Below are 21,158 nucleotides of genomic sequence, written 5' to 3'. Positions count from 1 at the left end.
TGGTCGCTTCGGTAACGCTTTCGCCCAGCGTGGGGACTTTGACTTCGGTGCTCATGGGTGCAGTTCCTTAGGGGATCAGGCTTTGGGCTTAAGCTTTGTTCTTGGTGCGGCGGATTTCGGCGCGAACCGAAAGGCCGAGGGCATCGGCGACGAGTGCCGACTGTTCGGTCTGGTGCCGGCTCATCAGGCCGGTCGCAGGCGACGCGGCAGCGGCACGGCCGGCGTAGCGCGGACGCATGCCCTTATGGCCCGCCTCGGTCAGCGCCTCTTCGATCAGCTCGTTGACGAAGAACCACGCGCCGTTGTTGCGCGGCTCTTCCTGCGCCCAGACGACCTCTTCGAGCTTCGGCATCCGTTTCAGGCGGACCGCGAGCGGTTCGCCGGGGAAGGGATAGATCTGTTCGACGCGAACGACCGTCGTGTCGGTCAGGCCCGCAGCGTCGCGCGCCTCCATCAGGTCATAACCGACCTTGCCCGAACAGAGGACGACGCGCTTGACGTCCTTGTCCGCAGGCGGCGTGCGATCCGACATCAGACGGCGGAAATGCGCGTCGCCGATGAAATCCGACCGCTGCGATACCGCCAGCTTGTGACGAAGCAGCGACTTGGGCGTCATGATGATCAGCGGCTTGCGGAACGGACGCAGCATCTGGCGGCGCAGGACGTGGAAATAGTTCGACGGGGTCGAAATATTGCACACCTGGATATTGTCGCCGGCGCAAAGCTGGAGGAAGCGTTCGAGACGCGCCGAACTATGCTCGGGCCCTTGTCCTTCGTAGCCGTGCGGCAGCAGCATCACGAGGCCGTTGGCGCGCAGCCACTTGGCCTCGCCCGCCGCGATGAACTGGTCGATCATGATCTGCGCGCCGTTGGCGAAATCGCCGAACTGCGCTTCCCAGAGAACCAGCGACTTGGGATCGGCCATCGCATAGCCATATTCGAAGCCGAGCACGCCATATTCGGAGAGCGGGCTGTCGAGCACTTCGAACCGGCCGTGCGGGACGGTCGTCAGCGGGACATATTTCTCCTCGCTTTTCTGGTCGACCCAGACGGCGTGGCGCTGGCTGAAAGTGCCGCGACCCGAATCCTGACCCGACAGACGCACCTGATAGCCCTCGCTGAGCAAGGTACCGAAGGCTAGGCTTTCGGCGGTGGCCCAGTCGAACACTTCGCCGTCGCTCTTGTCGGCGAACATCGCGCCGCGCGCGTCGATCACGCGGCGGAGCGTCTTGTGCACCTCGACATTGTCGGGGATCGTCGTCAGCGTGCGCCCGATCGCATCGAACAGTTTCTCCGACACGCCGGTCGCGATATTGCGGCGCGCATTCTCGGGGTCGGCGGGAGCGTGCAGCCCCGACCAGCGGCCCGCGAACCAGTCGGCCTTGTTCGGCTTGTAGCTTTTCGCCGATTCGAAATCGCCTTCGAGGCGCGCGGTGAATTCGGCGCGGCGCGCGTCGGCCCAGCCGGCGTCGATCACGCCCTCGTCCTGCAGCTTCGCGGCGCAAAGCTGCGACACCGGCGGATGCTTGCGGATCCGCTCGTACATCAAGGGCTGGGTGAACGAGGGCTCGTCGCCTTCGTTGTGACCGAAGCGGCGATAGCACCACATGTCGATGACAACGTCGCGCTTGAACTGTTGGCGGAAGTCGATCGCGAGCTTGCACGCAAAGGTTACCGCTTCGGGATCGTCGCCGTTGACGTGCAGGATCGGCGCCTGGACACCCTTGGCGACGTCCGACGGATAGGGCGACGAGCGCGCGAACTGCGGGCTGGTCGTGAAGCCGATCTGGTTGTTGACGATGAAGTGGATGCAGCCGCCGGTGTTGTAGCCGCGGATGCCCGAAAAGCCGAGGCATTCCCAGACGATGCCCTGCCCCGCGAAGGCCGCGTCGCCGTGGATCAGCACGGGCAGTACCTGCTCGTGCTTTTCAAGGTCGTCGCGCACGACCTGTTGCGCGCGGACCTTGCCAAGCACGACGGGGTCGACCGCCTCGAGATGCGACGGGTTGGGGACGAGCGACATATGCACCGTCGCACCGCCGAACTCGCGGTCGGTCGAGGTGCCGAGGTGATATTTGACGTCGCCCGAACCGCCGATATCGTCGGGGTTCGCACTGCCACCGGCAAATTCGTGGAAGATGATCTTGTACGGCTTCGCCATGACGTTCGCGAGCATGTTGAGGCGCCCGCGGTGCGCCATGCCATAGACGATTTCGCGCACCCCGTACTGGCCGCCATATTTGATGATCGATTCCATTGCGGGGATCATCGACTCGCCGCCATCGAGGCCGAAGCGCTTGGTGCCGACATATTTGCGCGCGAGGAACTTCTCCCATTCCTCGGCTTCGATCACCTTGTTCAGGATGGCGCGTTTGCCCTCGACCGAAAATTCGATGATCTTGTCGGCGCCCTCCATCCGTTCCTGCAGGAACTGGCGCTCCTCGATGTCGGCGATGTGCATATATTCGAGGCCGACATTGCCGCAGTAATTGGCGCGCAGGATCGCGACGATCTCACGGATCGTGGCCTTTTCGAGGCCGAGCGTCCCGCCGATATAGACCGGACGGTCCTGATCCGCACCGACGAAGCCGTGATATTCGGGCGTCAGGTCCGCGGGCAGCTCGCGCTGGCTGAGACCGAGCGGATCGAGATTGGCGGCAAGGTGACCGCGCACGCGATAGGTGCGGATCAGCATCATCGCGCGGATCGAATCGTCGGCGGCGCGTTCGACCTCGGCGTTCGACAGCGGCGTGCCAGCCTTGGCGGCGGCCGCCTTCACCGCGACTTGCATCTGTTGCGGGTCGAGCGCGGCGGTCAGGTCGTCGCTGTCGATCCGGGGCCAGTTCTTCGGCGCCCAGCTCGGGCCGGCCTGCGGCTCGTCGATGTCGAAGCTTTGTCGTTCGAGGTTCATCTGCTTTTCCACGGGGAGGAAGGGGTGGGTTTTATATGGGAAGCGGAGGCCCGCCGGCAAAGGGCGCAGCGGGCCGCCTGCTCAGACGCGTTCCTTGAGCACTTCGGCGAGCGTCGTGCCGAGCTCCGACGGGCTCGCCGACACCTTGATGCCGGCGGCTTCCATCGCCGCGATCTTGCTTTCGGCGTCGCCCTTGCCGCCCGACACGATCGCGCCGGCATGGCCCATGCGGCGGCCCGGAGGCGCGGTGCGGCCCGCGATGAATCCGGCCATCGGCTTCTTGCGGCCGCGCTTGGCTTCGTCGATCAGGAACTGCGCCGCCTGCTCCTCGGCGTCGCCGCCGATTTCGCCGATCATGATGATCGACTTGGTCGCTTCGTCGGCGAGGAAGAGTTCGAGGACGTCGATGAAGTTGGTGCCATTGACGGGGTCGCCGCCGATGCCAACCGCGGTCGTCTGACCGAGACCGACGTTCGAGGTCTGGAACACAGCTTCATAAGTCAGCGTGCCCGAGCGCGAGACGACGCCGACGCTGCCCTTCTTGAAGATGTTGCCCGGCATGATACCGATCTTGCACTCTTCCGGGGTCAGCACGCCGGGGCAGTTCGGGCCGATCAGGCGCGACTTGGAGCCCGACAGCGCGCGCTTCACCTTGACCATGTCGAGCACCGGAATGCCCTCGGTGATCGCGACGATCAGCTCGATCTCGGCGTCGATCGCCTCGAGGATCGAGTCGGCGGCGAACGGCGGCGGCACATAGATGACCGACGCGGTGGCGCCGGTCGCATGCTTCGCTTCCTCGACCGTGTTGAACATCGGCAGGCCGATGTGCGTCGTGCCGCCCTTGCCCGGCGTCACGCCGCCGACCATCTGCGTGCCATAAGCGAGCGCCTGTTCGGTGTGGAAGGTGCCGGTGGCGCCGGTCATCCCTTGGGTGATGACCTTGGTATTCTTGTCGATGAGGATGGACATATTCTAAATCTCCCGGGGAGAGCCTGCGCCCGGCGCATAACGCCGGGCCGGCCAAAAAGGATCAGGCGAGGCTCGGATCCAGCGCCTTGCACGCGTCGAGCAGTTCCTTGACCGCGTCGACCGAGACCTGGAGCCCAGCCTTGTCGGCATCGTCGAGTTCGATCTCGACGGTCTTCTCGACGCCGCCGGCGCCGATCAGCACCGGAACGCCGACATAGAGGCCGTCAACGCCATACTGGCCGTCGACATAGGCGGCGCAGGGCAGGATGCGCTTCTGGTCGCCAAGGTAGGCCTCGGCCATCGCGATACCGCTCGCGGCCGGGGCATAGAAGGCCGAACCCGTGCCGAGCAGCGCAACGATTTCGCCGCCGCCGCCGCGGGTGCGCTTGACGATCGCGTCGATCTTGTCCTGCGACGACAGACCCATCTTGACGAGGTCGGGAACAGGGATGCCGTTGACCGTCGAGTAGCGGACGACGGGGACCATCGTGTCGCCGTGGCCGCCGAGCACAAAAGTGTTCACATCCTTGACCGACACGGCGAACTCGTCAGCGATGAAGTGACTGAAGCGCGCCGAGTCGAGCACGCCGGCCATGCCGACGACCTTGTTGTGCGGCAGACCCGAGAATTCGCGCAGCGCCCAGACCATCGCGTCGAGGGGGTTGGTGATGCAGATGACGAACGCGTCGGGGGCGTTCGCCTTGATGCCTTCGCCGACGGCCTTCATGACCTTGAGGTTGATGCCGAGCAGGTCGTCGCGGCTCATGCCCGGCTTGCGGGCGACACCGGCGGTGACGATGATGACGTCGGCGCCGGCGATGTCCTTATAGTCGTTCGTGCCGGTGATCTTCGCGTCGAAGCCCGCGATCGGGCCGACCTGCGACAGGTCGAGCGCCTTGCCCTGCGGCACGCCTTCGACGACGTCGAACAGGACGACATCGCCGAGTTCCTTCTGCGCGGCGAGAAGCGCCAGCGTTCCGCCGATATTCCCGGCTCCGATCAAAGCGATCTTCTTGCGTCCCATGGCGCGCGGCACTCCCTTCCTGGCAAGCCCGGCATTGGTTCACAGACCGGCGGGAGTACGGGCTAAAGCTCCGCTCCGGTCCCAAGACTGGCGACGCCCCTACGCCGATTCCCTTAAGGAAACAACCGCGAAAAGGACGAAAAACCGCCTTTCTTTGCTAATAGTTCGCAATAACTATAAGCTTGATTGCGAGTCTCCTTTTTACATGGGAGTGGCGGCGAAGTGCGACAAGCATATGATGGTTTTGCGATGCCGACCATCATCCTGTCCGCGGACGAGAACTCAATTCGGGCAGCTTGTTCCCCGCCTGCGGGCATGTTAGCGTGAGAGAGGCTTGGTGCATCAGGGGGGGAATATCCCGCAGGTGCCGGTTAACTCTCCCTTATCGCAGCATTGCTAGGCGCAAGGCGTGACCCGGGCAATCATCAGCTTCGACACCGAATTGTCCGCCGGGCTCTATCAACGCGGCGCCGGTGCGCGCGCCAATTTCGAAAGCTCGATCCTCGGTCGCTGCCGCGAGGGCGATTTCGGCATTCATTTCCAGATGGACATGCTCGAAGCCCACGGACTCAAAGGCGTCTTCTTCATCGATCCGATGCCCGCGCTGGTCTATGGCCCCGGCATCGTCGACGCGATCGTCCGGCCCGTTGTCGAGCGCGGGCACGAGGTGCAGGTGCATATCCACACCGAATGGCTCACCTTCGCGCGCTTCAATCCGGTGGGGCGCCTCACCGGCCGCAATATCGGCGATTTCCCGCTCGCCGCGCAGAAAAAGCTGATCGCCCTCGCCCGCGACATCCTCGTCGGGGCCGGCGCGCCGAAACCCACGGCGTTTCGGGCCGGCAATTTCGGCGCCAACGACGACACGCTGCGCGCCCTCGCCGCCCTGGGTTTCCGGTTCGACAGCAGCTTCAATGGCGCGTGGCAGGGCCACGGCTGCGACATCTCGCTCGATCCCGGCAACCTCGGCATGCGGATTCACCATGGCGTCTGCGAGGTGCCGGTCAGCGGGCTTATGGACCGCGCGAGCCGCTTCCGCCCCGCTCAGCTTTGCGCGATGTCCGAAGAGGAGATGCGCGATGCGCTCGACCACAGCGCAGCGAGCGGCGCGATCCAGTTCTCGGCGTTCAGCCACAGCTTCGAATTGTTGAGCCGCGACCGCGCGGTTCCCAACCGCCTCGCGATCGCGCGCATGGAGGCACTTTGCCGCGCCGTGGCAGATGATGCCCGCGTCACGAGCGGCGGCTTTGCGACACTTCCCGGGCCACCCGAGCGACCGGCACGCATCGGCCTTGCCGCACCCAAGCCGCTGCGCACGCTTCGCCGAACGATCGAGCAGGGCTTCGGACATCTGGCGCATGAGGTGCGCTATGTCCGCGACCTCGTCTCGGTAACGGTCAACTCGTCGCGCTGGGGCAAGATATTAGGCGGCGTCTTCCTGGCCGTGGCCTAGCGCCAGATAATCGTCGGACTGCATTTCGGCGAGGCGGCTCGCCGTCCGCTCGAACTCGAACGCGCCATCGCCCGCGACGTAAAGCTGGTCGGGCATTGCCGCCGCGCTCGCGAGCAGCTTGACCTTATATTCGTAGAGCGCGTCGATCAGCGTGACGAAGCGCGCCGCCTCATTGCGGTTCTCGGGACCCATGCGCGGAATGCCGACGATGATGACGGCGTGGAAATGCCGCGCGACGGCGAGATAGTCCGCGGCGCCACGCGCCTCGCCACACAGCCGCTTGAACGAAAAGACTGCGACGCCCTTCAGCGCCTTCGGCACATGGAGCGTCCGTCCGCCGCCGACGTCGAGTTCGAGCGTCGGGACATGCGCACGGTCTTCGGGCGGATAGTCGGTCAGGCGAAAGAAGGCGGCCGACAGCGCCGCGCTCGCCGCGTCATCAGCCGGAACGAACCAGCGCGCGCCGTCGCCCAGCCGATCGCGGCGATAGTCGGTCGGGCCGTTGAGGCTCATCACGTCGAGCCGCTCCTCGACCAGCACGATGAAGGGCAGGAAATGTTCGCGATTGAGCCCGTCCTTGTAGAGATCCTTCGGCGGGCGGTTCGACGTGGCGACCATCGTCACGCTGCGATCGATCAGCGCGGTGAACAGGCGCGAGAGAATCATCGCGTCGGCGCTGTTATTCACAACCATCTCGTCGAAGGCGAGGCAGCGGGTATTTTCGGCGAGCGCCTCGGCCACGAGCGGGATCGGATCGCCGCTCTCGCTTTTCCGGACTTCGCGCATCCGCGCATGGACGTCGAGCATGAAGGCGTGGAAATGGACGCGCCGCTTCCGCTGGATCGAAAGCCGATCGTAGAAGAGGTCCATCAGCATCGACTTGCCGCGCCCGACCGCACCCCACAGATAGACGCCGCGCAGCGCCTCAGGCTTACGACCGGTCAGGCGCCAGAGCAGGCTGCCGCGCCGCGGCACGGCCTCGAGTTCGGCCTGCAGCTCGCTCAACCGCTCGGCAGCCGCGCGCTGTTCGGGATCGGGACGAAGCTCACCCGCCGCGACGAGCGCGTCGTAAGCCGCAAGGACGGTGGTCACTTCGCGCTCGCCTTGCGGATTGTTCCGGCGAAGCTCAGCACGATATGACGGTCACCCTCGCCCTGCACAACGAGCCCCCGCAGGAAAATCAGACGGCCGGTCTCGCGCACCAGCTCGACCACGGCGTCGAGCGGCTCGCCGACGCGGCCGGCGCCGACGAACTGGGTCGACAGATCGAGCGTCACCGAATGGCCGGCATTGAGCGATCCGAACTGGTGCGACGCGGCGAACAGCGCAATGTCGACGAGCGCGAGCGTCACCGCGCCGTGAACATTGTCGCCGAGATTGCTGTGCTTGCGCTCCGGGATCATCCGCACCCGCGCGCATGGCCGGCCGTCGGGCGTCGGCGCCTCGGCGCGAACGGTCAGCGGTTCGATGAAACTGTTGAAACGCGTAGGGTCCTTGAGATCCCAGCTGACCCAGCCGCCTTCCAGTTCCTCGGCGCTGAAATATTCGCGGCGCTTCGGTTCCTCGATCCCGTCGTTCACACCTGCCGCTCGGCCTCGAGCTTCTTGATCTCGGCGATCGCACGCGCAGGGCTCAAGCCCTTGGGGCACGCATTGGCGCAGTTCATGATCGTGTGGCAGCGATAGAGGCGGAACGGATCCTCCAGCTCGTCGAGGCGTTCGCCGGTCATCTCGTCGCGGCTGTCGGCGAGCCAGCGATACGCCTGGAGCAGGATCGCGGGGCCAAGGAACTTGTCGCTGTTCCACCAGTAGCTCGGGCAGCTCGTCGAGCAGCAGGCGCAAAGGATGCACTCATAGAGGCCGTCGAGCTTTTCGCGTTCCTCGGGCGACTGCAGGCGCTCCTTGCCGCTCGGCGTTGTCGTCTTGGTCTTGAGCCACGGTTCGATCGACGCATATTGGGCGTAGAAATGGGTGAAGTCGGGGACGAGGTCCTTGATGACGTCCATCGAGGGCAGCGGGGTGATCGTGATGTCGCCCTTCAGATCCTCGATCGCGGTCGTGCAGGCGAGGCCGTTCTTGCCGTTCATGTTCATCGAACAGCTGCCGCAGATGCCTTCGCGGCACGAACGGCGGAAGGTCAGCGTCGAATCCTGCTCGCTCTTCATCTTGATGAGCGCGTCGAGGACCATCGGCCCGCATTTTTCGGTATCGATCTCGAACGTGTCGAAATGCGGATTCTGGCCCTTGTCGGGGTCGTAGCGATAGACCTTGAATTTCTTGACGGCGGTCGCGCCCTCGGCCTTGTGGACCTTGCCCGTCTTTTGAGGGCGGCTGTTCTTGGGCAGGACAAATTGGGCCATATCGCGGTCTTCCCTATGCAATCGCGCGCTGCCTAGACCCGATTGGCGAAGTCGACAAGGGGGTCAACGCGCGAAAGCCGCTGGCAGGGGCGCAGGCAAGACGCTAGGGCGGCGATGATGAGCGAAAGCGCCGCCCAGCCCGCCGTTACCAGCCGCAGCGTCGCGCGCGGACTTGGCACAACCGTGCTGGCACGCCTCGGCGCCATGGTCGAGATCGTCGCACAGCCGCTCTATGTCCTGATGTTCGGCCTCGCGGGTTACGGCCTTTATGCCGTGCTGTGGGCCGCGGTGAACCTGCTCGAGAATATCTTCGACCTCGGCATGACGAGCGCGATGCAGCGCACGGTGCCGCAGTCGGCAAGCGGCGCCGATGCGGCCGCGGCGCTGCGTACGGCGATGGCCTTCGGCGTCGGGCCGTGCATCCTCGTTGCGGCGCTCGTCGCCGTCTTCGCCGCCGAACTCGGGCCGCTGCTCAATGTCGCTGCGAAAGATCGCGATCTCGTTACGCCCGCTATCCGCATCTTCGTCTGGGCGCTGCCGCTATGGGCCTTTGTCGAGATCGCCACGTCGGCGTTGCGCGCGCGCATGGTGTTCGGTGCCGAAATCCGCCTGCGCATCGTCTGGGAACAGGTGATGCGGCTTGTGTTCGCCGGACTTTTCTTCGCGGGCGGCCTGGGGCTCAAGGGGCTCTTCATCGCGCATCTCTGTTCGCTTGGCATCACCGCGGCGCTCAGTGTCCGCCTGCTCGCGCGCCACTACAGCTTCGCCGACCTGTGGCGGGGGCCGTGGGCGGGAGAGACCGCGCGCAACACCTTTTTGGCGGGGCTTTCCATCCTGCCGTCGAATATCATCGCGCGGTTGTTCGGCGATGCACCCGCACTGATCCTCAACATGCTGCTTCCCGGCGCCGCGGGCGCAGCGGCGGCGGGCCTGTTCACGATCGCGCGCAAGCTGTCGAGCGTCGTCCAGCTCGTCCGCATCGCCTTCACCTATGTGATGGCGCCGCTCGCCGCGAGCGCCGAGCGCGAGGACAGGCGGCAGGTCGCCGACATCTACGCCTATGCCACGCGGCTTATTTCGGCGATCGCATTGCCGCTCGCCGCGGTGCTCGCTGCGGGCAGCGCATCGCTGCTCGGGCTGTTCGGGCATGGGGCGCAGGCCGCACAGGCCGCACTGGTCATCCTGCTGTTCGCGCGCGCCGGGGAAGCCGTACTCGGCATCTCGGCACCGGTGCTGCAGGTTGTCGCCGCCTTTCGGCAGCAGCTGACAGCCAGCATTTTCGGAGTCGCGGTCGCAGTCGGGTCGGGATGGCTGATCGTCGGCCATCTCGACCCGCTGACGGGGGTGACGCTGGCGACCGCGATCGGGCTCGTCGTCATGGCCGCGATCCCGACACTCCAGTTGGCGATCATCGAAAAACTGCATCCCTTCGATGCGCAATTTCCGGCCGTGGCCCTGCGCGGCCTTGCGATCACCATCGTTGCCGGGACGGCGGCGGTCATCGTCGACCTGCTTCCCGACGCGCTTTCGCTGCCGCTGCTCGTGCTGATCGCCGCCGCTGCGATCTGGTCGGCGCTCCGCTTCGCGCTGCCGCTCGCCGACCGCCTGTCGCTCGGCAAGACCGGCCGCCGGCTCCGGCTGTTCGAAAGCGACGATGCGTGACCGGCATGCCCACACCCGTCCGCGTCGCAATCTACGATCTGGACCGCACCGTGCTGCGTACGCCGACCTTCACCCTGTTCCTGCTGTGGGCCGCATGGCGTGAGGCGCCTTGGCGCCTCCTGCTGTTTCCCGCATTCGCGGCGTTGATGATCGGCTACGCGCTTCGCCTCTACGGGCGTGAGCGCTTCAAGCCCGCCGCCATCCGGCTGATGCTCGGGCGCAGCATCGCGTCGTCCCGCGCGGAGGCGCTCGCCGCCGCCTTTGCGGCATGGCGCGTGCCGCGCGATGTCCCGCCGGGCGCCGCCGCGTGCATCGCGCGCGATCGGGCCGAGGGATACCGTTTGCTGATGGCAACAGCGGCGCCCGAATTTTATGCCGGCGCGATCGCCGACGCACTCGGCTTCGATGCAATCCTTGCCTCGCGCCACCACCGCGACGCCGACGGCAACTGGCTGCCGCAGCTGGACGGACCCAATTGCTACGGGGTCGAAAAGGCCCGGCGCGTCGAGGAATGGCTCTCCGCCAACGCGGCGGCCGGGGTGGCGCATATCCGTGCCTACTCCGACCATATCAGCGACGCGCCGACCTTTGCACTCGCCGGCGAGGCCTGGCTGGTCGGCCGCGGCGACAGATATGTCCGGCTGGCCGCGAAACATGGCTGGCGCGCCGCGGATTTCGAAAATGCCGCGGTGACAGAGGCCCGGTGATGCGCATCCTTTTCCTGTTCGTCGGCGAACCACACCATGTGTTTCATGCGCTGCCGATCGCAGCGGAGATGGCAGCGCAGGGGCAGGCCGTCGAGGTTGCCGTCGCCGGTGCAGACCATCTGCGCGTGGTCGAACAGGTCGCCCTCGCCTATCCGGGATTTGCGCCGAGCATCACACTGCTCGGCCAGAAAGGTCTCGCACGCTGGCTCCGCGACAAGGGTCTCTTCCGCAATCCGCGCCTGCCGATGCTGCTCGATGCCCTGTCCTTTTTCCGGCAGTTCGATGCGATCGTCGTGCCCGAACGGACCACCACCGCGATCCGGCATTTCCTGCCGCGCAAGACGCGGCTGATCTTCACGCCGCATGGGGCGGGCGACCGGGCGATCACCTTCGACGTGCGCGACCGGCATTTCGATTTTGCGCTCGTGGCAGGTGAAAAGAGCGAACAGCGAATGCTCGATGCCGGGACGATCCGGCCGGGCCATTATGCGGTCAACGGCTATGTGAAGCTCGACCTGGTGCCGCGACTGCAGGCGGCGCGTGAACCATTGTTCGCCAATGGCCGGCCGACCGTCCTCTACGCGCCGCATTTCAAGCACGAGCTGTCGTCTTGGGATCGCTTCGGCCGCCACATCATCGCCTGGTTCGCAGGTCAGGATCGCTACAATCTCGTCGTCGCGCCGCATGTGCGCCTGTTTGCCGAAGCGAGCGACGCCGAGCGCGCGGCGGTAACGAAGCTGGCCGTCCCGGGCAAGATTCTGATCGACCTCGGGTCCGACCGCCTGTTCGACATGAGCTATACGAGCGGCACCGACATCTACCTCGGCGATGTCAGCAGCCAGGTTTACGAGTTTCTCGCCACGCCGCGCCCGTGCCTGTTTCTCAACGCGCATGAGGTCGATTGGGTCGGCGATCCCGATTATCTCTTCTGGACGCTCGGCGACGTCATCGACGATCTTTCCGAATTGCCACGCGCGCTCGAACAGGCGCCCGGTCGCCATCCGCTTTATGCCGACGCCCAGCGCGAAAGGCTGGCGGAATCGATCGGCGGCAATCCGGCGGGCGCGGCACAACGCGGAGCCGAGGCGATCTTGCGCTTCCTTGCAAAGAACGCGGGGCAGGATAAGAGCGGCAGATGATCGACGCCAAGCTCCTGCCCGCCCTGACCCCGATCGGCGAAAATTCGACGCCCGTCTGGGGCATGACCAATGCCGAGCGGCTGCGGCGGCTGGCGCGCGCCGAGGGATTGCCCGAAACCGGGAGCAAGGCGGGCCCACGGCTTTACGTCAATCTCGACTATGTGTTCGATCCGGTGTGGCTGCGTCATATCGTAACGCTGCCCGGGACGGTCGTGATGGACGGCGGCGATCTGGTGATGGCGCATCTGACCGGCGGCCTGCGGCCCGAGGATATCGCGCAGAATCGCGGCGCTCTCACCATCATCGATTATCAGGGCAATCCGCAGATCTACAACCGCCAGCTGCGCAAGCTCGATTGCCCCTTCATCGAACGCCTGACGCCCGCGACACGGCGTGCAATCGAGCGGAAGAGCTATTTCGGCGCCTATAAGGGCGTGACCGACGCGCTCACCAAATATCTCTGGCCCGAACTCGCATTATGGCTGACGCGCGGCGCGGCGAGCATCGGCATGACGCCGAACATGGTCACCGCGATCGGCGCGGCGCTCTGCGTCTATGCGACCTACCTGTTCGCTTACGGCCATTATTGGACCGGAATGCTCGCGGGCTTCGTCTTCATGGTGCTCGACACGGTCGACGGAAAGCTCGCGCGCTGCACGATCACCTCTTCGAAATGGGGCAATGTCGCCGACCATGGCGTCGATCTGGTCCACCCGCCCTTCTGGTGGTATTTCTGGGGCGTCGGGCTCGGCTCATGGGGCCTCGCGCTGTCGAACCAGACCTTCCTGCTGGTGATGATCGCGGTGGTCGCGGGCTATATCCTCCAGCGCGTGATCGAGGGGCTGTTCATCAAGGACTTCGGCATGGACATCCATGTCTGGCAAAAGTTCGACAGCCAGTTCCGGCTGGTCACCGCACGCCGCAACCCGAATTTTGCGATCCTCTTCTTTTCCACGCTCGCGGGGCGCCCCGACGTTGGCCTGATCGCGCTCGCATGGTGGACGGGCATCTCGCTGGTCGTCCACGCAGTGCGGCTGGTGCAGGCTTATGCCGCGAAACGCTCGGGCCGTCCGATCGTCAGCTGGATGGAAGAAGCATGAACGAAACCATCGCAAAATTCGGCCACCCGGCGACGCTGATCGCCGAATATGACCATTGGGTGGTGCTGTTGCGCCCGGCACAGCCGACGCTTGGCGCATTGGTGCTCGCCGCGAAGTCCGACGCAACCGCATTCGGCGATCTTCCGGCTGAAGCGTATGCCGAGCTCAAGACCGCAACCGCCCTGATCGAGGCCGCGCTGACGCGGGCCGTCGGCTATGCGAAGATCAACTATCTGATGCTGATGATGGTCGACCCGCACGTCCATTTTCACGTGCTGCCCCGCTATGAGGGCGAACGTTCGGGCGCGGGGCTGACAATTGCCGATGCCGGCTGGCCGGCGCAGCCCGACCTCGGACAAGCGGTGAAGCTGGACGACGCACAGGTCGCCGCGGTTGCCGGCTGGCTCAAGCCCTATTTCGCGTAGCGGCCTTCCTCGGCCCATTTCGCGGTGAGTGCGTCGGCGGCCTCGACATCCTGCGGGAAGTCGACTTCCTGCCATTCGAGCCCCTCGATCGACACGGTGCCGACACGATTGCCCTTGGCGATCATGTCGATCGCGCGCAGATACCAGCGCTCCACGCCATCGGGGGTGCGCATCATCTGGTCGACCTGATTGCGGAAGATCGACGGCCCGTCGCCGACGAAGGCGAGCATGCCGATCGATTCGGCGTTGGTGTCGGGGGGCAGCAGCCGCTTGCCGATGTGATGGAGACGGCCTTCGGCGTCGCGGTTCACCTTCATGTCGTCGTCGTCATAGTCGGCCTTGACGTCGACGGTGACGTTGATCGGCTCGTTCGCGCCCGCGATCAGCTTCGCGACGATCTCGTCCGAAATGATCGTGTCTCCGTTGAGGATGATGAAATCGCGGTCCATCTCCTCGCGCGCGATCCAGCAGGTGCCGAGATTATCGGCGACCTGAAAGAAGGGATTGAACAGGGTGCGGATCCGCGCGCCGGTGTCGCGGTAGAGCTGCAGCGCGTGATCCTCGACGCGCTCGGTGCGAAAGCCGGTGACGACGACGATATCCTTGATCCCGTTCGCGACGAGCGCCGCGACCTGCCAGCTGATCAGGCTGCGACCGTTGAACTCGATCAGGCATTTGGGGATGTCGCGGGTCAGCGGCAGCAGGCGCGAGCCTTGCCCGGCCGACAGGATGATGGCTTTGTCGATGCTCATAGGGGCTGGCCTATAGCCGCTTCCCGCCGTGCGGCAAATATCGCTTCGATAAGGTCAATATCGGCGGGCTTGTCGGCGTCGATGCACGCCTCGGGTTCGGACATCGGCACAACCTTGGCCTTGAGGCCGAAACGGAGGCCCGCGCGCGCGATCCCCTGCTGGATCGTGAAGAGGCGGAGCAGCGCGCCAACGAGCAGCCACGGCCCGAATGCCGCGACGATCTTGAGCCCCTTCTTGCGGTCGCGTTCGATATGCCCCCAGAAGTCGAGCAGGGGTAATACGCGGCGCCCGCGCAGGCGGAACATGTTCGCGCCCGACCACCAACCGCCACGGAATTTCAGCCAGGTGCGCTTTGACTGCGGATAGCGCGCGAGCAAAGTATCGCGCTCCACCATCGCGACCGCAACATCGCTATCCTCGGCGCCGTCAAGAAACTCGGCAATCATCGTGGGCGTGAGCAACACATTGTCGGCGGTCGTTACCAGCAGCGGATCGTCCCCCGGCGGCAGTGCGGCGGCGAGCGAGCTACTGATCCCCTGCCCCGAATCCTCAAAATACAGGTCGGCGAGGCCGGCCAGACCCGGCTCGGCGGCAAGTTCCGCGCTGTTTTGCGCAAGGATCGTGATCGGACCGACTTCGGGCGCCGCGCGCAGCGCCTTCACCACATGAACGAGCATTGCCCGCCCCGCGATCGGCAGCAGCGCCTTGGTCGACACACCGCTCCCCGTCAGCAGCGGGTCGGGACCGGGTCGGCTGCCTGCCAGCACGATCGCCGGGATCCCGGCGCTCACTGCGCTGTCTCCGACGCGGGCGCGATGCGGCGGCCGGTCACGCCGCGCAGGAAGTCGGTCGCCTCTTTCAGTACCGGCCCTTTATTCTGAAACGGCGCGGCGAGCGCCATCACGATACCGGTATGCCCCATGCCGGGATAGATGCGCAGCGTCACCGGTCCCCCTGCCTGCTCGATCGCAGCGGCCAGGTTCTGGCTGTTGCGCGGGCGCACCGTGTCATCCTCGTCGCCGGTCGCAAGCCAGAGCGGCGGCGCGTCGCCGCGCGCGAAGTGGATCGGCTGCGTCTTCTCGATCGGCCTGACCTTGCCCATCGCCCGGTCGCCGCGGCCGCCCTTTTCGAGCGGCAGGAAGTCATAGGGGCCGGCAAGGCCCGCGACGCCACGAATGATCGAGGGATCGCTCTTCGCCGCGCGCAGCCATTTCGGATCGAGCGCGAGCATCGCGGCATTATAGGCGCCCGCCGAATGACCCATCAGCGCGATCCGGTCGGGGTCGCCGCCGAGCTTGGCGATATGCTCATGCGTCCACGCGACCGCCGCCGCGCTGTCCTCGATAAAGTCGGGCCAATGCGCCTTGGGCACGAGCCGATAATCGGGAATCACGACGACAAAGCCCTGCCGCGCCAGCGCCCGCCCGGCAAAGCCGTAACTGTCGCGCTCGCCGCTGTCCCAGCCCCCGCCATAGAAGAAGACGATCACAGGCAGCCGGTCGCCGGCATCGGCATTTTCGGGCACCCAGATGTCGAGCGACTGGCGCGGCCCGCGACCGTACGGCTGGTCGGCTAGCAGCAGCCGTGCGCCATCGCCCTGCCCGAGCAGTCGGTCGGCCATGTTGAGCGACCTGGCACCGCCCGCGACGATCATTCTTGCGCCGCCGCCGAACAGCAGCATGAGCAGCAGCACAACGAAAAGGAATTTGATCAACCGTCGTCCTTTGGAAACGGGCCCCGCCATCATCCGCGCCCTACAGGGCGGCGGTGCGGCGAACAAGACGGCGCTGCGATGAGCGCCGCGACCTTTTTGGCGTTCGCGCGTAGGACAGGGCAATGGCCAGCAGCTTTACCCGCCCCGCCCTCGTCTGCAACCTGCGCAGCGGCAGTTCCGACGAGGCGCTCGTCGGCCGTTTGACCGAAATATGCGATGCGGCTGGCGCGCCGCTCGTCCAGGCAACCATCCTTCCCGACGACGACCTGCCGTCTGCCGCCACGCTGAAAGACAATGATACCGACCTGTTGCTGGTCCTGAGCGGCGACGGCACGCTCAACGCCGCCGCGAGCAAGCTCGAAACATGGGACGGCGCGATGCTCCCGCTTCCCGGCGGGACGCTCAACCTGTTCCACAAGACCTTGCACGGCGAGCGCGGCCCGGAGGAAATCTTGCGGGACGCGCTCGCGGGCAAGGCGCGGAGCGTGCATCCGCCGACGATCCTCTGCGACGCAGGACGCGCCTACATCGGCGTAATCGCCGGGCCGACAACGGCGTGGGCCGAGGTTCGCGAGCAATTCCGCTCGCTCAGCCTCAGCGGCCTTGCCGAAACCATCCCCGATGCGATCGATGCGACGCTTCACGGCGATGGCGTACGCATTCGCGGTTCGGACCAAATGTTCCAGGCGATCAACCTGACGCCCAAGTCCGACCGCATCCTTGCCGAAGGCCTGATCACCGACAGCGCGGGATCGATCCTGCGCCACGGGATCGCCTGGCTCGGCGGCGACTTTCGGGAAGGCCCGAGCGTCGACCTGTCCGAGCGCCGTGCGGTCGTCATCGAAGGCAGCGGAACAATCGGCCTGCTCCTCGACGGCGAACCCGCCGAATTGCCGCCCGGCAGGACCTATCGCCTCGAGGCCAGCCCGCTCGCGTTCCTCGCCACCGAGCCCGTCACCGCATGACGCGGCTCTTTCATATCAGCGACCTGCATTTCGGGCTCGAGGACCGCGCCGCGCTCGGCTGGTTCGCCGACTGCGTCCGAACCGAGCGGCCCGACGCGGTGCTGATCACCGGCGACCTCACCATGCGCGCGCGCAGCCGCGAGTTCGCCGCGGCGTGCGACTGGATCGGCGCGCTCGACGTCAAGGTGACGGTCGAGGTCGGCAACCACGACCTCCCCTATTTCAATCCCTTCGAGCGTTTCTTCTATCCCTATCGCCGCATTCGCGGGATCGAGCGGCTGGTCGAGTGTGAACTCGACCTGGCAGGCGTCGCGGTGGTGCCGCTCAAGACCACGGCGCGCGCGCAGTGGCGACTCGACTGGTCAAAGGGCTGGGTGACGGAGCGGGCCCTCGAAAAGACGCTCACCGTAATCGACGCACTACCGCCGGACACGACGGTGCTGGTCACGGCGCATCACCCCTTGGTCGAGGCGGGCACAAAAGGCCGGGCGCTGACCCGCGGCGGCGAACGTGCGCTTGCAGCGTTGGCGAAGCGCGGCGTCGCCGCCGTGCTCACCGGCCATGTCCACGACGCCTTCGATCTGATGAAAGAGACGGCGGCCGGGGCCATCCGCATGATCGGCGCGGGCACGCTGTCGCAGCGCATCCGTTCGACCCCGCCCAGCTTCAACGACCTCACCGTTCAAGGCGCGGCGATCGACGTGCGCGTCCGCAATCTCGAGCATGTCCCGACGCCCGACATGCAGATCGACGATGTTCCGCCCGACGCGCTGCCGCCGCGCGAACCCGGCGAGCCGGTCGCGCCCGTCGCGGCCGTGCCGCCGATCGATCCACCGGTGCATTGACGCCGTTCCTTATCCCGTTACGTTGCAAGAAAAAACGGGATGAGGACATATGCTGACCAAAGGCGACGATTTTCCGTTACACCAGACCAGCGAACCGATCGCGTTCGCCGGAACCGACCGCAACTTCTACGACCGCTATTTCTTCAACGGCTATTCGCCTGACGGATCGGTCTTCTTTGCCGCCGCTATGGGCTTTTATCCGCAGCTAGGCATCGTCGACGCCAGCTTTTGCGTCATCCTGCACGGCGTCCAGTATAACCTCCGCGCCAGCCGCCGGTCGGGCGGCGAGCGGCTGAACCTGTCGGTCGGACCGATCATCCTCGATATCGACATCCCGCTGCAGGTCCTGACGCTCCGTATCTCGCCGAACGACGGCCCGCTGGAGGGTGAACTGCGCTTCACGAACCGCCATTTCCCGATCGAGGAGCCACGCTTCATCCGCCGTAACGGCACACGCCTGTTCATGGATTATACGCGCATGACGCAGAACGGTCATTGGTCGGGCTGGTTGTCGGTCGATGGCGAACGCATCGAGGCTGGCGACGGGTGGAGCGGGACGCGCGACCGCAGCTGGGGCGTGCGCCCGGTCGGCGCGAGCGAGCCGCAACCGCCGCCCGAAGGCAATTTCACCCAATTCTTCTGGCTGTGGACACCATGCAATTTCGACGATCGCTCGCTCTTCTTCCACAGCAACGACGATGGCGCGGGAGCTCCGTGGAACCGCCGCGCCGTGATCGTCCGCGACAGCCGGAACACCGAAGACGGAACCGAGCAGCATTTCGGTGACGCGACGTTCGACGTCCGATGGACCCCCGGCTCACGACGGATCGCCCGAATGACAGCCGATCTCGGACCCGGCCACGCGCTTACGCTCACCCCGATGGGGCCGGTCTTCGCTATGAGTGGTCTTGGTTACACGCACCCGGTCTGGGGCCACGGACTCGACCACGGCCCCGAACTCGCGGTCGCGCATGACGCCATGGCCGAAACCGAGCGCGGTTGGGGCAATCCGCTCGCGATGCATATCCAGGCGCTCGTTGCGGCCGAGCTGACCGATGGCGGCACGACGCATCGCGGCGTCGGCGTGCTCGAACAATTGTTCGTTGGACCGCACGCGCCAACTGGCCTCAACGGCCTGATGGATCCCGTCGCTTGAACTTCCCGACCTCGCCCGACGCAATGTCGTCCGCCTGGCTCGCGGGCAAGCTGGGACAGGATGCCGATGCGTTGCGCGGTTTCACCGTCAGCAAGGTCGGCACCGGACAGATGTGCGACAGCTTTCGACTGACACTCGACTGGGTGCGTGATGTCGATGCGCCGGCGACGGTCGTTGCCAAATGCCCGAGCCACGATGACGCGAGCCGCCACATCGCCAAGCTCACCGGCACCTATGTCAAGGAAGTGAGCTGGTACCGCGAACTCGCCGCCGGGAGCGGGGTCGCCGCCCCCGTTTGTCACTATGCCGAAATCGCTGGCGACGATGTGGATTTCATCCTGATCCTGTCCGACCTCGCCCCTGCGAGACAGGGTGATCAGCTCACGGGGCTCGGGCTGGCGAGCCTCGTTCCGTGCATCGACGCCGCAGCCGGCTTGCATGCACTGCTGTGGGATGACCCACGGCTCGGCGACCTGCCTTGGCTTGCGCGCGACAATGGCGATGTGATCCGCGCCCTCTTCCCGCAACTCTATGCAGGCTTTCGCGAACGCTATGCGACGCGGCTCGAACCCGAAGTGCTGGACATTGGCGTCGGGATCATCGAGCGCCTCGACGCCTATCTGACCCGCCAAACCGCCGCGCGAACGATCGTCCACGGCGACCTGCGCATCGACAATATCCTCTTCGCGCCCGATGGCGAGAGCTGCTGGCTCGTCGACTGGCAGACGCTCGGGCGCGGCAGCGGCGCGACCGACCTTGCTTATCTGCTCGGGACCAGCATCGCCGACCCGTTCGAGCGCGCGGCAGCCGACCGCCCGGCGTTCGATCACTGGATCGCGGCGCTCGAACGGCGCGGCGTCGCACCCGACGCGGGGGCGCTGTGGACCGATTATCGCGTCGGCGCGCTCAGCGGCTATTTCATGGCGGTCTTTGCGTCGATGAGCGTCGAACGCACGGCACGCGGTGACGAGATGTTCGCGGTGATGGCCGAACGGCCGGCGCGGCAAGCGCTCGCACTCGGGAGCCTCGACCTGCTCTGACCGAGCCGTGCGGCGTCGGCGCCTGACCCGTTTCTTCAACGCGCAACAGAAAAGGGCGGCCCGTTGCCGGACCGCCCTTCCTTTCTCCGTCCGTCGACGGAAGAAACCGATTAGCGCTTCGAGAACTGGAAGCTGCGGCGGGCCTTGGCCTTGCCGTACTTCTTACGCTCGACGGCGCGGCTGTCGCGGGTCAGGAAGCCAGCCGCCTTGACCGGGCTGCGGAGCGCGGGTTCGAAACGGGTCAGCGCCTGCGCGATGCCGTGCAGCACGGCGCCCGCCTGGCCCGAAAGGCCACCGCCCTTGACGGTCGCGACAACGTCATACTGGCCAACGCGCTCGGTCAGGCCGAAGGGCTGGTTGATGACGAGACGCAGCGTCGGACGCGCGAAATAGACTTCCTGGTCGCGGCCGTTGATCGTGATCTTGCCCGTGCCGGGCTTGACCCACACGCGGGCGACGGCGTCCTTGCGGCGGCCGGTCGCATAGGCGCGGCCCTGCTTGTCGACCTGCTTTTCGCGGAGCGGAGCGGTCGGGGCAGCCGGAGCGACGGTGCCTTCGACGGCGCCGGCGAGATCCTTGAGATCGGTCATGGTCTGTTCGTCAGCCATTATGCACCCACCTTGTTCTTGCGGTTCATCGACGCGACGTCGATCACTTCGGGGTTCTGCCCTTCGTGCGGATGTTCGGTACCCGCGAAGATGCGCAGGTTGCGCATCTGCTGGCGGCCGAGCGGGCCGCGCGGGATCATGCGTTCGACGGCCTTTTCGAGCACGCGCTCGGGGAAACGGCCTTCGAGGATCTTCGCGGGGCTCGTTTCCTTGATGCCGCCGGCATAGCCGGTGTGCTTGTAGTAACGCTTGTCCTGCAGCTTCTTGCCGGTGAACGCCACCTTCTCGGCGTTGATGACGATGACATTGTCACCGCAATCGACGTG

21 protein-coding genes are annotated in these 21,158 nt (G+C 65.6%); 10 read left to right on the top strand and 11 right to left on the bottom strand.

Annotated features, from left to right (window positions below; translation table 11 throughout):
• Positions 1-88: 88 nt before the first annotated feature.
• The 3 genes from JHC57_RS13925 to mdh form a co-directional block, all read right to left on the bottom strand.
• Positions 89-2,911 carry a 2-oxoglutarate dehydrogenase E1 component gene (locus tag JHC57_RS13925; RefSeq protein WP_294030677.1) on the bottom strand — a complete coding sequence of 941 codons (2,823 nt, stop codon included), beginning with the start codon at positions 2,909-2,911 and terminating at the stop codon, positions 89-91.
• Between the two features lie 81 nt (positions 2,912-2,992).
• Entirely contained in the window at positions 2,993-3,883 is an 891-nt protein-coding gene (gene sucD, locus JHC57_RS13920; protein ID WP_058455589.1) for a succinate--CoA ligase subunit alpha, read from the bottom strand.
• Between the two features lie 61 nt (positions 3,884-3,944).
• Positions 3,945-4,907 carry a malate dehydrogenase gene (gene mdh / locus JHC57_RS13915; RefSeq protein ID WP_294030676.1) on the bottom strand — a complete coding sequence of 321 codons (963 nt, stop codon included), beginning with the start codon at positions 4,905-4,907 and terminating at the stop codon, positions 3,945-3,947.
• A gap of 409 nt (positions 4,908-5,316) precedes the next feature.
• Between mdh and JHC57_RS13910 the strand changes: the two genes are divergently transcribed.
• Positions 5,317-6,360: a hypothetical protein gene (locus JHC57_RS13910; protein WP_294030675.1), complete on the top strand. Its 1,044-nt coding sequence runs from the start codon at positions 5,317-5,319 to the stop codon at positions 6,358-6,360.
• Here JHC57_RS13910 and zapE read toward each other — a convergent pair.
• From zapE to JHC57_RS13895, 3 genes are read right to left on the bottom strand one after another with little or no spacing between them, the layout of a single operon-like run.
• Positions 6,331-7,452 (bottom strand): cell division protein ZapE, encoded by a 1,122-nt coding sequence (gene zapE / locus JHC57_RS13905; RefSeq protein WP_294030674.1) that lies wholly within the window; start codon positions 7,450-7,452, stop codon positions 6,331-6,333. The two genes, JHC57_RS13910 and zapE, sit on opposite strands and share 30 nt — an antisense overlap.
• Positions 7,449-7,940: a PaaI family thioesterase gene (locus tag JHC57_RS13900; RefSeq protein ID WP_294030672.1), complete on the bottom strand. Its 492-nt coding sequence runs from the start codon at positions 7,938-7,940 to the stop codon at positions 7,449-7,451. Before JHC57_RS13900 ends, zapE begins: the two co-directional genes overlap by 4 nt.
• The gene (locus JHC57_RS13895) at positions 7,937-8,719 is read right to left on the bottom strand and encodes a succinate dehydrogenase iron-sulfur subunit (protein WP_294030671.1); all 783 of its coding nucleotides are present in this window, start codon (positions 8,717-8,719) and stop codon (positions 7,937-7,939) included. The genes JHC57_RS13900 and JHC57_RS13895 overlap by 4 nt, the downstream gene beginning before the upstream one ends.
• A 117-nt stretch (positions 8,720-8,836) precedes the next feature.
• On the opposite strand from JHC57_RS13895, the gene JHC57_RS13890 reads away from it, so the two are divergent.
• From JHC57_RS13890 to JHC57_RS13870, 5 genes are read left to right on the top strand one after another with little or no spacing between them, the layout of a single operon-like run.
• Positions 8,837-10,381, top strand: a complete 1,545-nt coding sequence (locus JHC57_RS13890; protein WP_294030670.1) for an oligosaccharide flippase family protein — start codon at positions 8,837-8,839, stop codon at positions 10,379-10,381.
• Between the two features lie 5 nt (positions 10,382-10,386).
• The gene (locus JHC57_RS13885) at positions 10,387-11,088 is read left to right on the top strand and encodes an HAD-IB family phosphatase (RefSeq protein ID WP_294030681.1); all 702 of its coding nucleotides are present in this window, start codon (positions 10,387-10,389) and stop codon (positions 11,086-11,088) included.
• Positions 11,088-12,227, top strand: coding sequence for a hypothetical protein (locus tag JHC57_RS13880; RefSeq protein ID WP_294030679.1), 1,140 nt, complete (start codon positions 11,088-11,090; stop codon positions 12,225-12,227). Before JHC57_RS13885 ends, JHC57_RS13880 begins: the two co-directional genes overlap by 1 nt.
• On the top strand, positions 12,224-13,327 hold the full coding sequence (locus JHC57_RS13875; protein WP_294030668.1) for a CDP-alcohol phosphatidyltransferase family protein: 1,104 nt from the start codon (positions 12,224-12,226) through the stop codon (positions 13,325-13,327). Before JHC57_RS13880 ends, JHC57_RS13875 begins: the two co-directional genes overlap by 4 nt.
• Positions 13,324-13,752 (top strand): HIT family protein, encoded by a 429-nt coding sequence (locus JHC57_RS13870; protein WP_294030667.1) that lies wholly within the window; start codon positions 13,324-13,326, stop codon positions 13,750-13,752. The genes JHC57_RS13875 and JHC57_RS13870 overlap by 4 nt, the downstream gene beginning before the upstream one ends.
• On the opposite strand, the gene JHC57_RS13865 is transcribed toward JHC57_RS13870, so the two are convergent.
• Genes JHC57_RS13865 through JHC57_RS13855 form a run of 3 tightly spaced genes read right to left on the bottom strand, consistent with a single transcriptional unit; the run spans position 13,740 to position 16,218 of the window.
• Positions 13,740-14,504, bottom strand: a complete 765-nt coding sequence (locus JHC57_RS13865; RefSeq protein ID WP_294030666.1) for a phosphocholine cytidylyltransferase family protein — start codon at positions 14,502-14,504, stop codon at positions 13,740-13,742. The genes JHC57_RS13870 and JHC57_RS13865 overlap by 13 nt on opposite strands.
• Positions 14,501-15,295: a nucleotidyltransferase family protein gene (locus JHC57_RS13860; RefSeq protein WP_294030665.1), complete on the bottom strand. Its 795-nt coding sequence runs from the start codon at positions 15,293-15,295 to the stop codon at positions 14,501-14,503. Before JHC57_RS13860 ends, JHC57_RS13865 begins: the two co-directional genes overlap by 4 nt.
• Entirely contained in the window at positions 15,292-16,218 is a 927-nt protein-coding gene (locus JHC57_RS13855) for an alpha/beta hydrolase (RefSeq protein WP_294030664.1), read from the bottom strand. Before JHC57_RS13855 ends, JHC57_RS13860 begins: the two co-directional genes overlap by 4 nt.
• A 122-nt stretch (positions 16,219-16,340) precedes the next feature.
• On the opposite strand from JHC57_RS13855, the gene JHC57_RS13850 reads away from it, so the two are divergent.
• From JHC57_RS13850 to JHC57_RS13835, 4 genes are read left to right on the top strand one after another with little or no spacing between them, the layout of a single operon-like run.
• Positions 16,341-17,183, top strand: coding sequence for a diacylglycerol kinase family protein (locus JHC57_RS13850; protein ID WP_294030663.1), 843 nt, complete (start codon positions 16,341-16,343; stop codon positions 17,181-17,183).
• A complete protein-coding gene (locus JHC57_RS13845) occupies positions 17,180-18,028 on the top strand; it encodes a metallophosphoesterase (RefSeq protein WP_294030662.1) in 849 nt (282 codons plus the stop codon). Before JHC57_RS13850 ends, JHC57_RS13845 begins: the two co-directional genes overlap by 4 nt.
• 49 nt (positions 18,029-18,077) lie before the next feature.
• A complete protein-coding gene (locus JHC57_RS13840) occupies positions 18,078-19,184 on the top strand; it encodes a hypothetical protein (protein WP_294030661.1) in 1,107 nt (368 codons plus the stop codon).
• Positions 19,181-20,224: a phosphotransferase gene (locus JHC57_RS13835; protein WP_294030660.1), complete on the top strand. Its 1,044-nt coding sequence runs from the start codon at positions 19,181-19,183 to the stop codon at positions 20,222-20,224. The genes JHC57_RS13840 and JHC57_RS13835 overlap by 4 nt, the downstream gene beginning before the upstream one ends.
• 110 nt (positions 20,225-20,334) lie before the next feature.
• Here the strand turns inward: JHC57_RS13835 and rpsI are convergent, their stop codons facing one another.
• Together rpsI and rplM are read right to left on the bottom strand one after the other, a co-directional pair.
• A complete protein-coding gene (rpsI, locus tag JHC57_RS13830; protein ID WP_294030659.1) occupies positions 20,335-20,832 on the bottom strand; it encodes a 30S ribosomal protein S9 in 498 nt (165 codons plus the stop codon).
• Positions 20,832-21,158 (bottom strand): 50S ribosomal protein L13 (gene rplM, locus JHC57_RS13825; protein WP_294030658.1); only part of this gene is annotated, 327 nt, incomplete at its 5' end. The genes rplM and rpsI, both read right to left, overlap by 1 nt.

The organism is Sphingopyxis sp. (assembly GCF_016463645.1).
Taxonomy (GTDB): Bacteria; Pseudomonadota; Alphaproteobacteria; order Sphingomonadales; family Sphingomonadaceae; genus Sphingopyxis.
The sequence above is the reverse complement of the archived record's forward strand: the minus strand, read 5'-3'. Positions and strand labels throughout refer to the sequence as shown.

What these genes read in the sequence shown, in the direction of transcription:
- JHC57_RS13925 (WP_294030677.1), bottom strand. Translation starts at nt 2,911, where the DNA reads ATGAACCTCGAACGACAAAGCTTCGACATCGACGAGCCGCAGGCCGGC.
- sucD (WP_058455589.1), bottom strand. Translation starts at nt 3,883, where the DNA reads ATGTCCATCCTCATCGACAAGAATACCAAGGTCATCACCCAAGGGATG.
- mdh (WP_294030676.1), bottom strand. Translation starts at nt 4,907, where the DNA reads ATGGGACGCAAGAAGATCGCTTTGATCGGAGCCGGGAATATCGGCGGA.
- JHC57_RS13895 (WP_294030671.1), bottom strand. Translation starts at nt 8,719, where the DNA reads ATGGCCCAATTTGTCCTGCCCAAGAACAGCCGCCCTCAAAAGACGGGC.
- JHC57_RS13890 (WP_294030670.1), top strand. Translation starts at nt 8,837, where the DNA reads ATGAGCGAAAGCGCCGCCCAGCCCGCCGTTACCAGCCGCAGCGTCGCG.
- JHC57_RS13885 (WP_294030681.1), top strand. Translation starts at nt 10,387, where the DNA reads ATGCCCACACCCGTCCGCGTCGCAATCTACGATCTGGACCGCACCGTG.
- JHC57_RS13880 (WP_294030679.1), top strand. Translation starts at nt 11,088, where the DNA reads ATGCGCATCCTTTTCCTGTTCGTCGGCGAACCACACCATGTGTTTCAT.
- JHC57_RS13875 (WP_294030668.1), top strand. Translation starts at nt 12,224, where the DNA reads ATGATCGACGCCAAGCTCCTGCCCGCCCTGACCCCGATCGGCGAAAAT.
- JHC57_RS13870 (WP_294030667.1), top strand. Translation starts at nt 13,324, where the DNA reads ATGAACGAAACCATCGCAAAATTCGGCCACCCGGCGACGCTGATCGCC.
- JHC57_RS13865 (WP_294030666.1), bottom strand. Translation starts at nt 14,504, where the DNA reads ATGAGCATCGACAAAGCCATCATCCTGTCGGCCGGGCAAGGCTCGCGC.
- JHC57_RS13850 (WP_294030663.1), top strand. Translation starts at nt 16,341, where the DNA reads ATGGCCAGCAGCTTTACCCGCCCCGCCCTCGTCTGCAACCTGCGCAGC.
- JHC57_RS13845 (WP_294030662.1), top strand. Translation starts at nt 17,180, where the DNA reads ATGACGCGGCTCTTTCATATCAGCGACCTGCATTTCGGGCTCGAGGAC.
- JHC57_RS13840 (WP_294030661.1), top strand. Translation starts at nt 18,078, where the DNA reads ATGCTGACCAAAGGCGACGATTTTCCGTTACACCAGACCAGCGAACCG.
- rpsI (WP_294030659.1), bottom strand. Translation starts at nt 20,832, where the DNA reads ATGGCTGACGAACAGACCATGACCGATCTCAAGGATCTCGCCGGCGCC.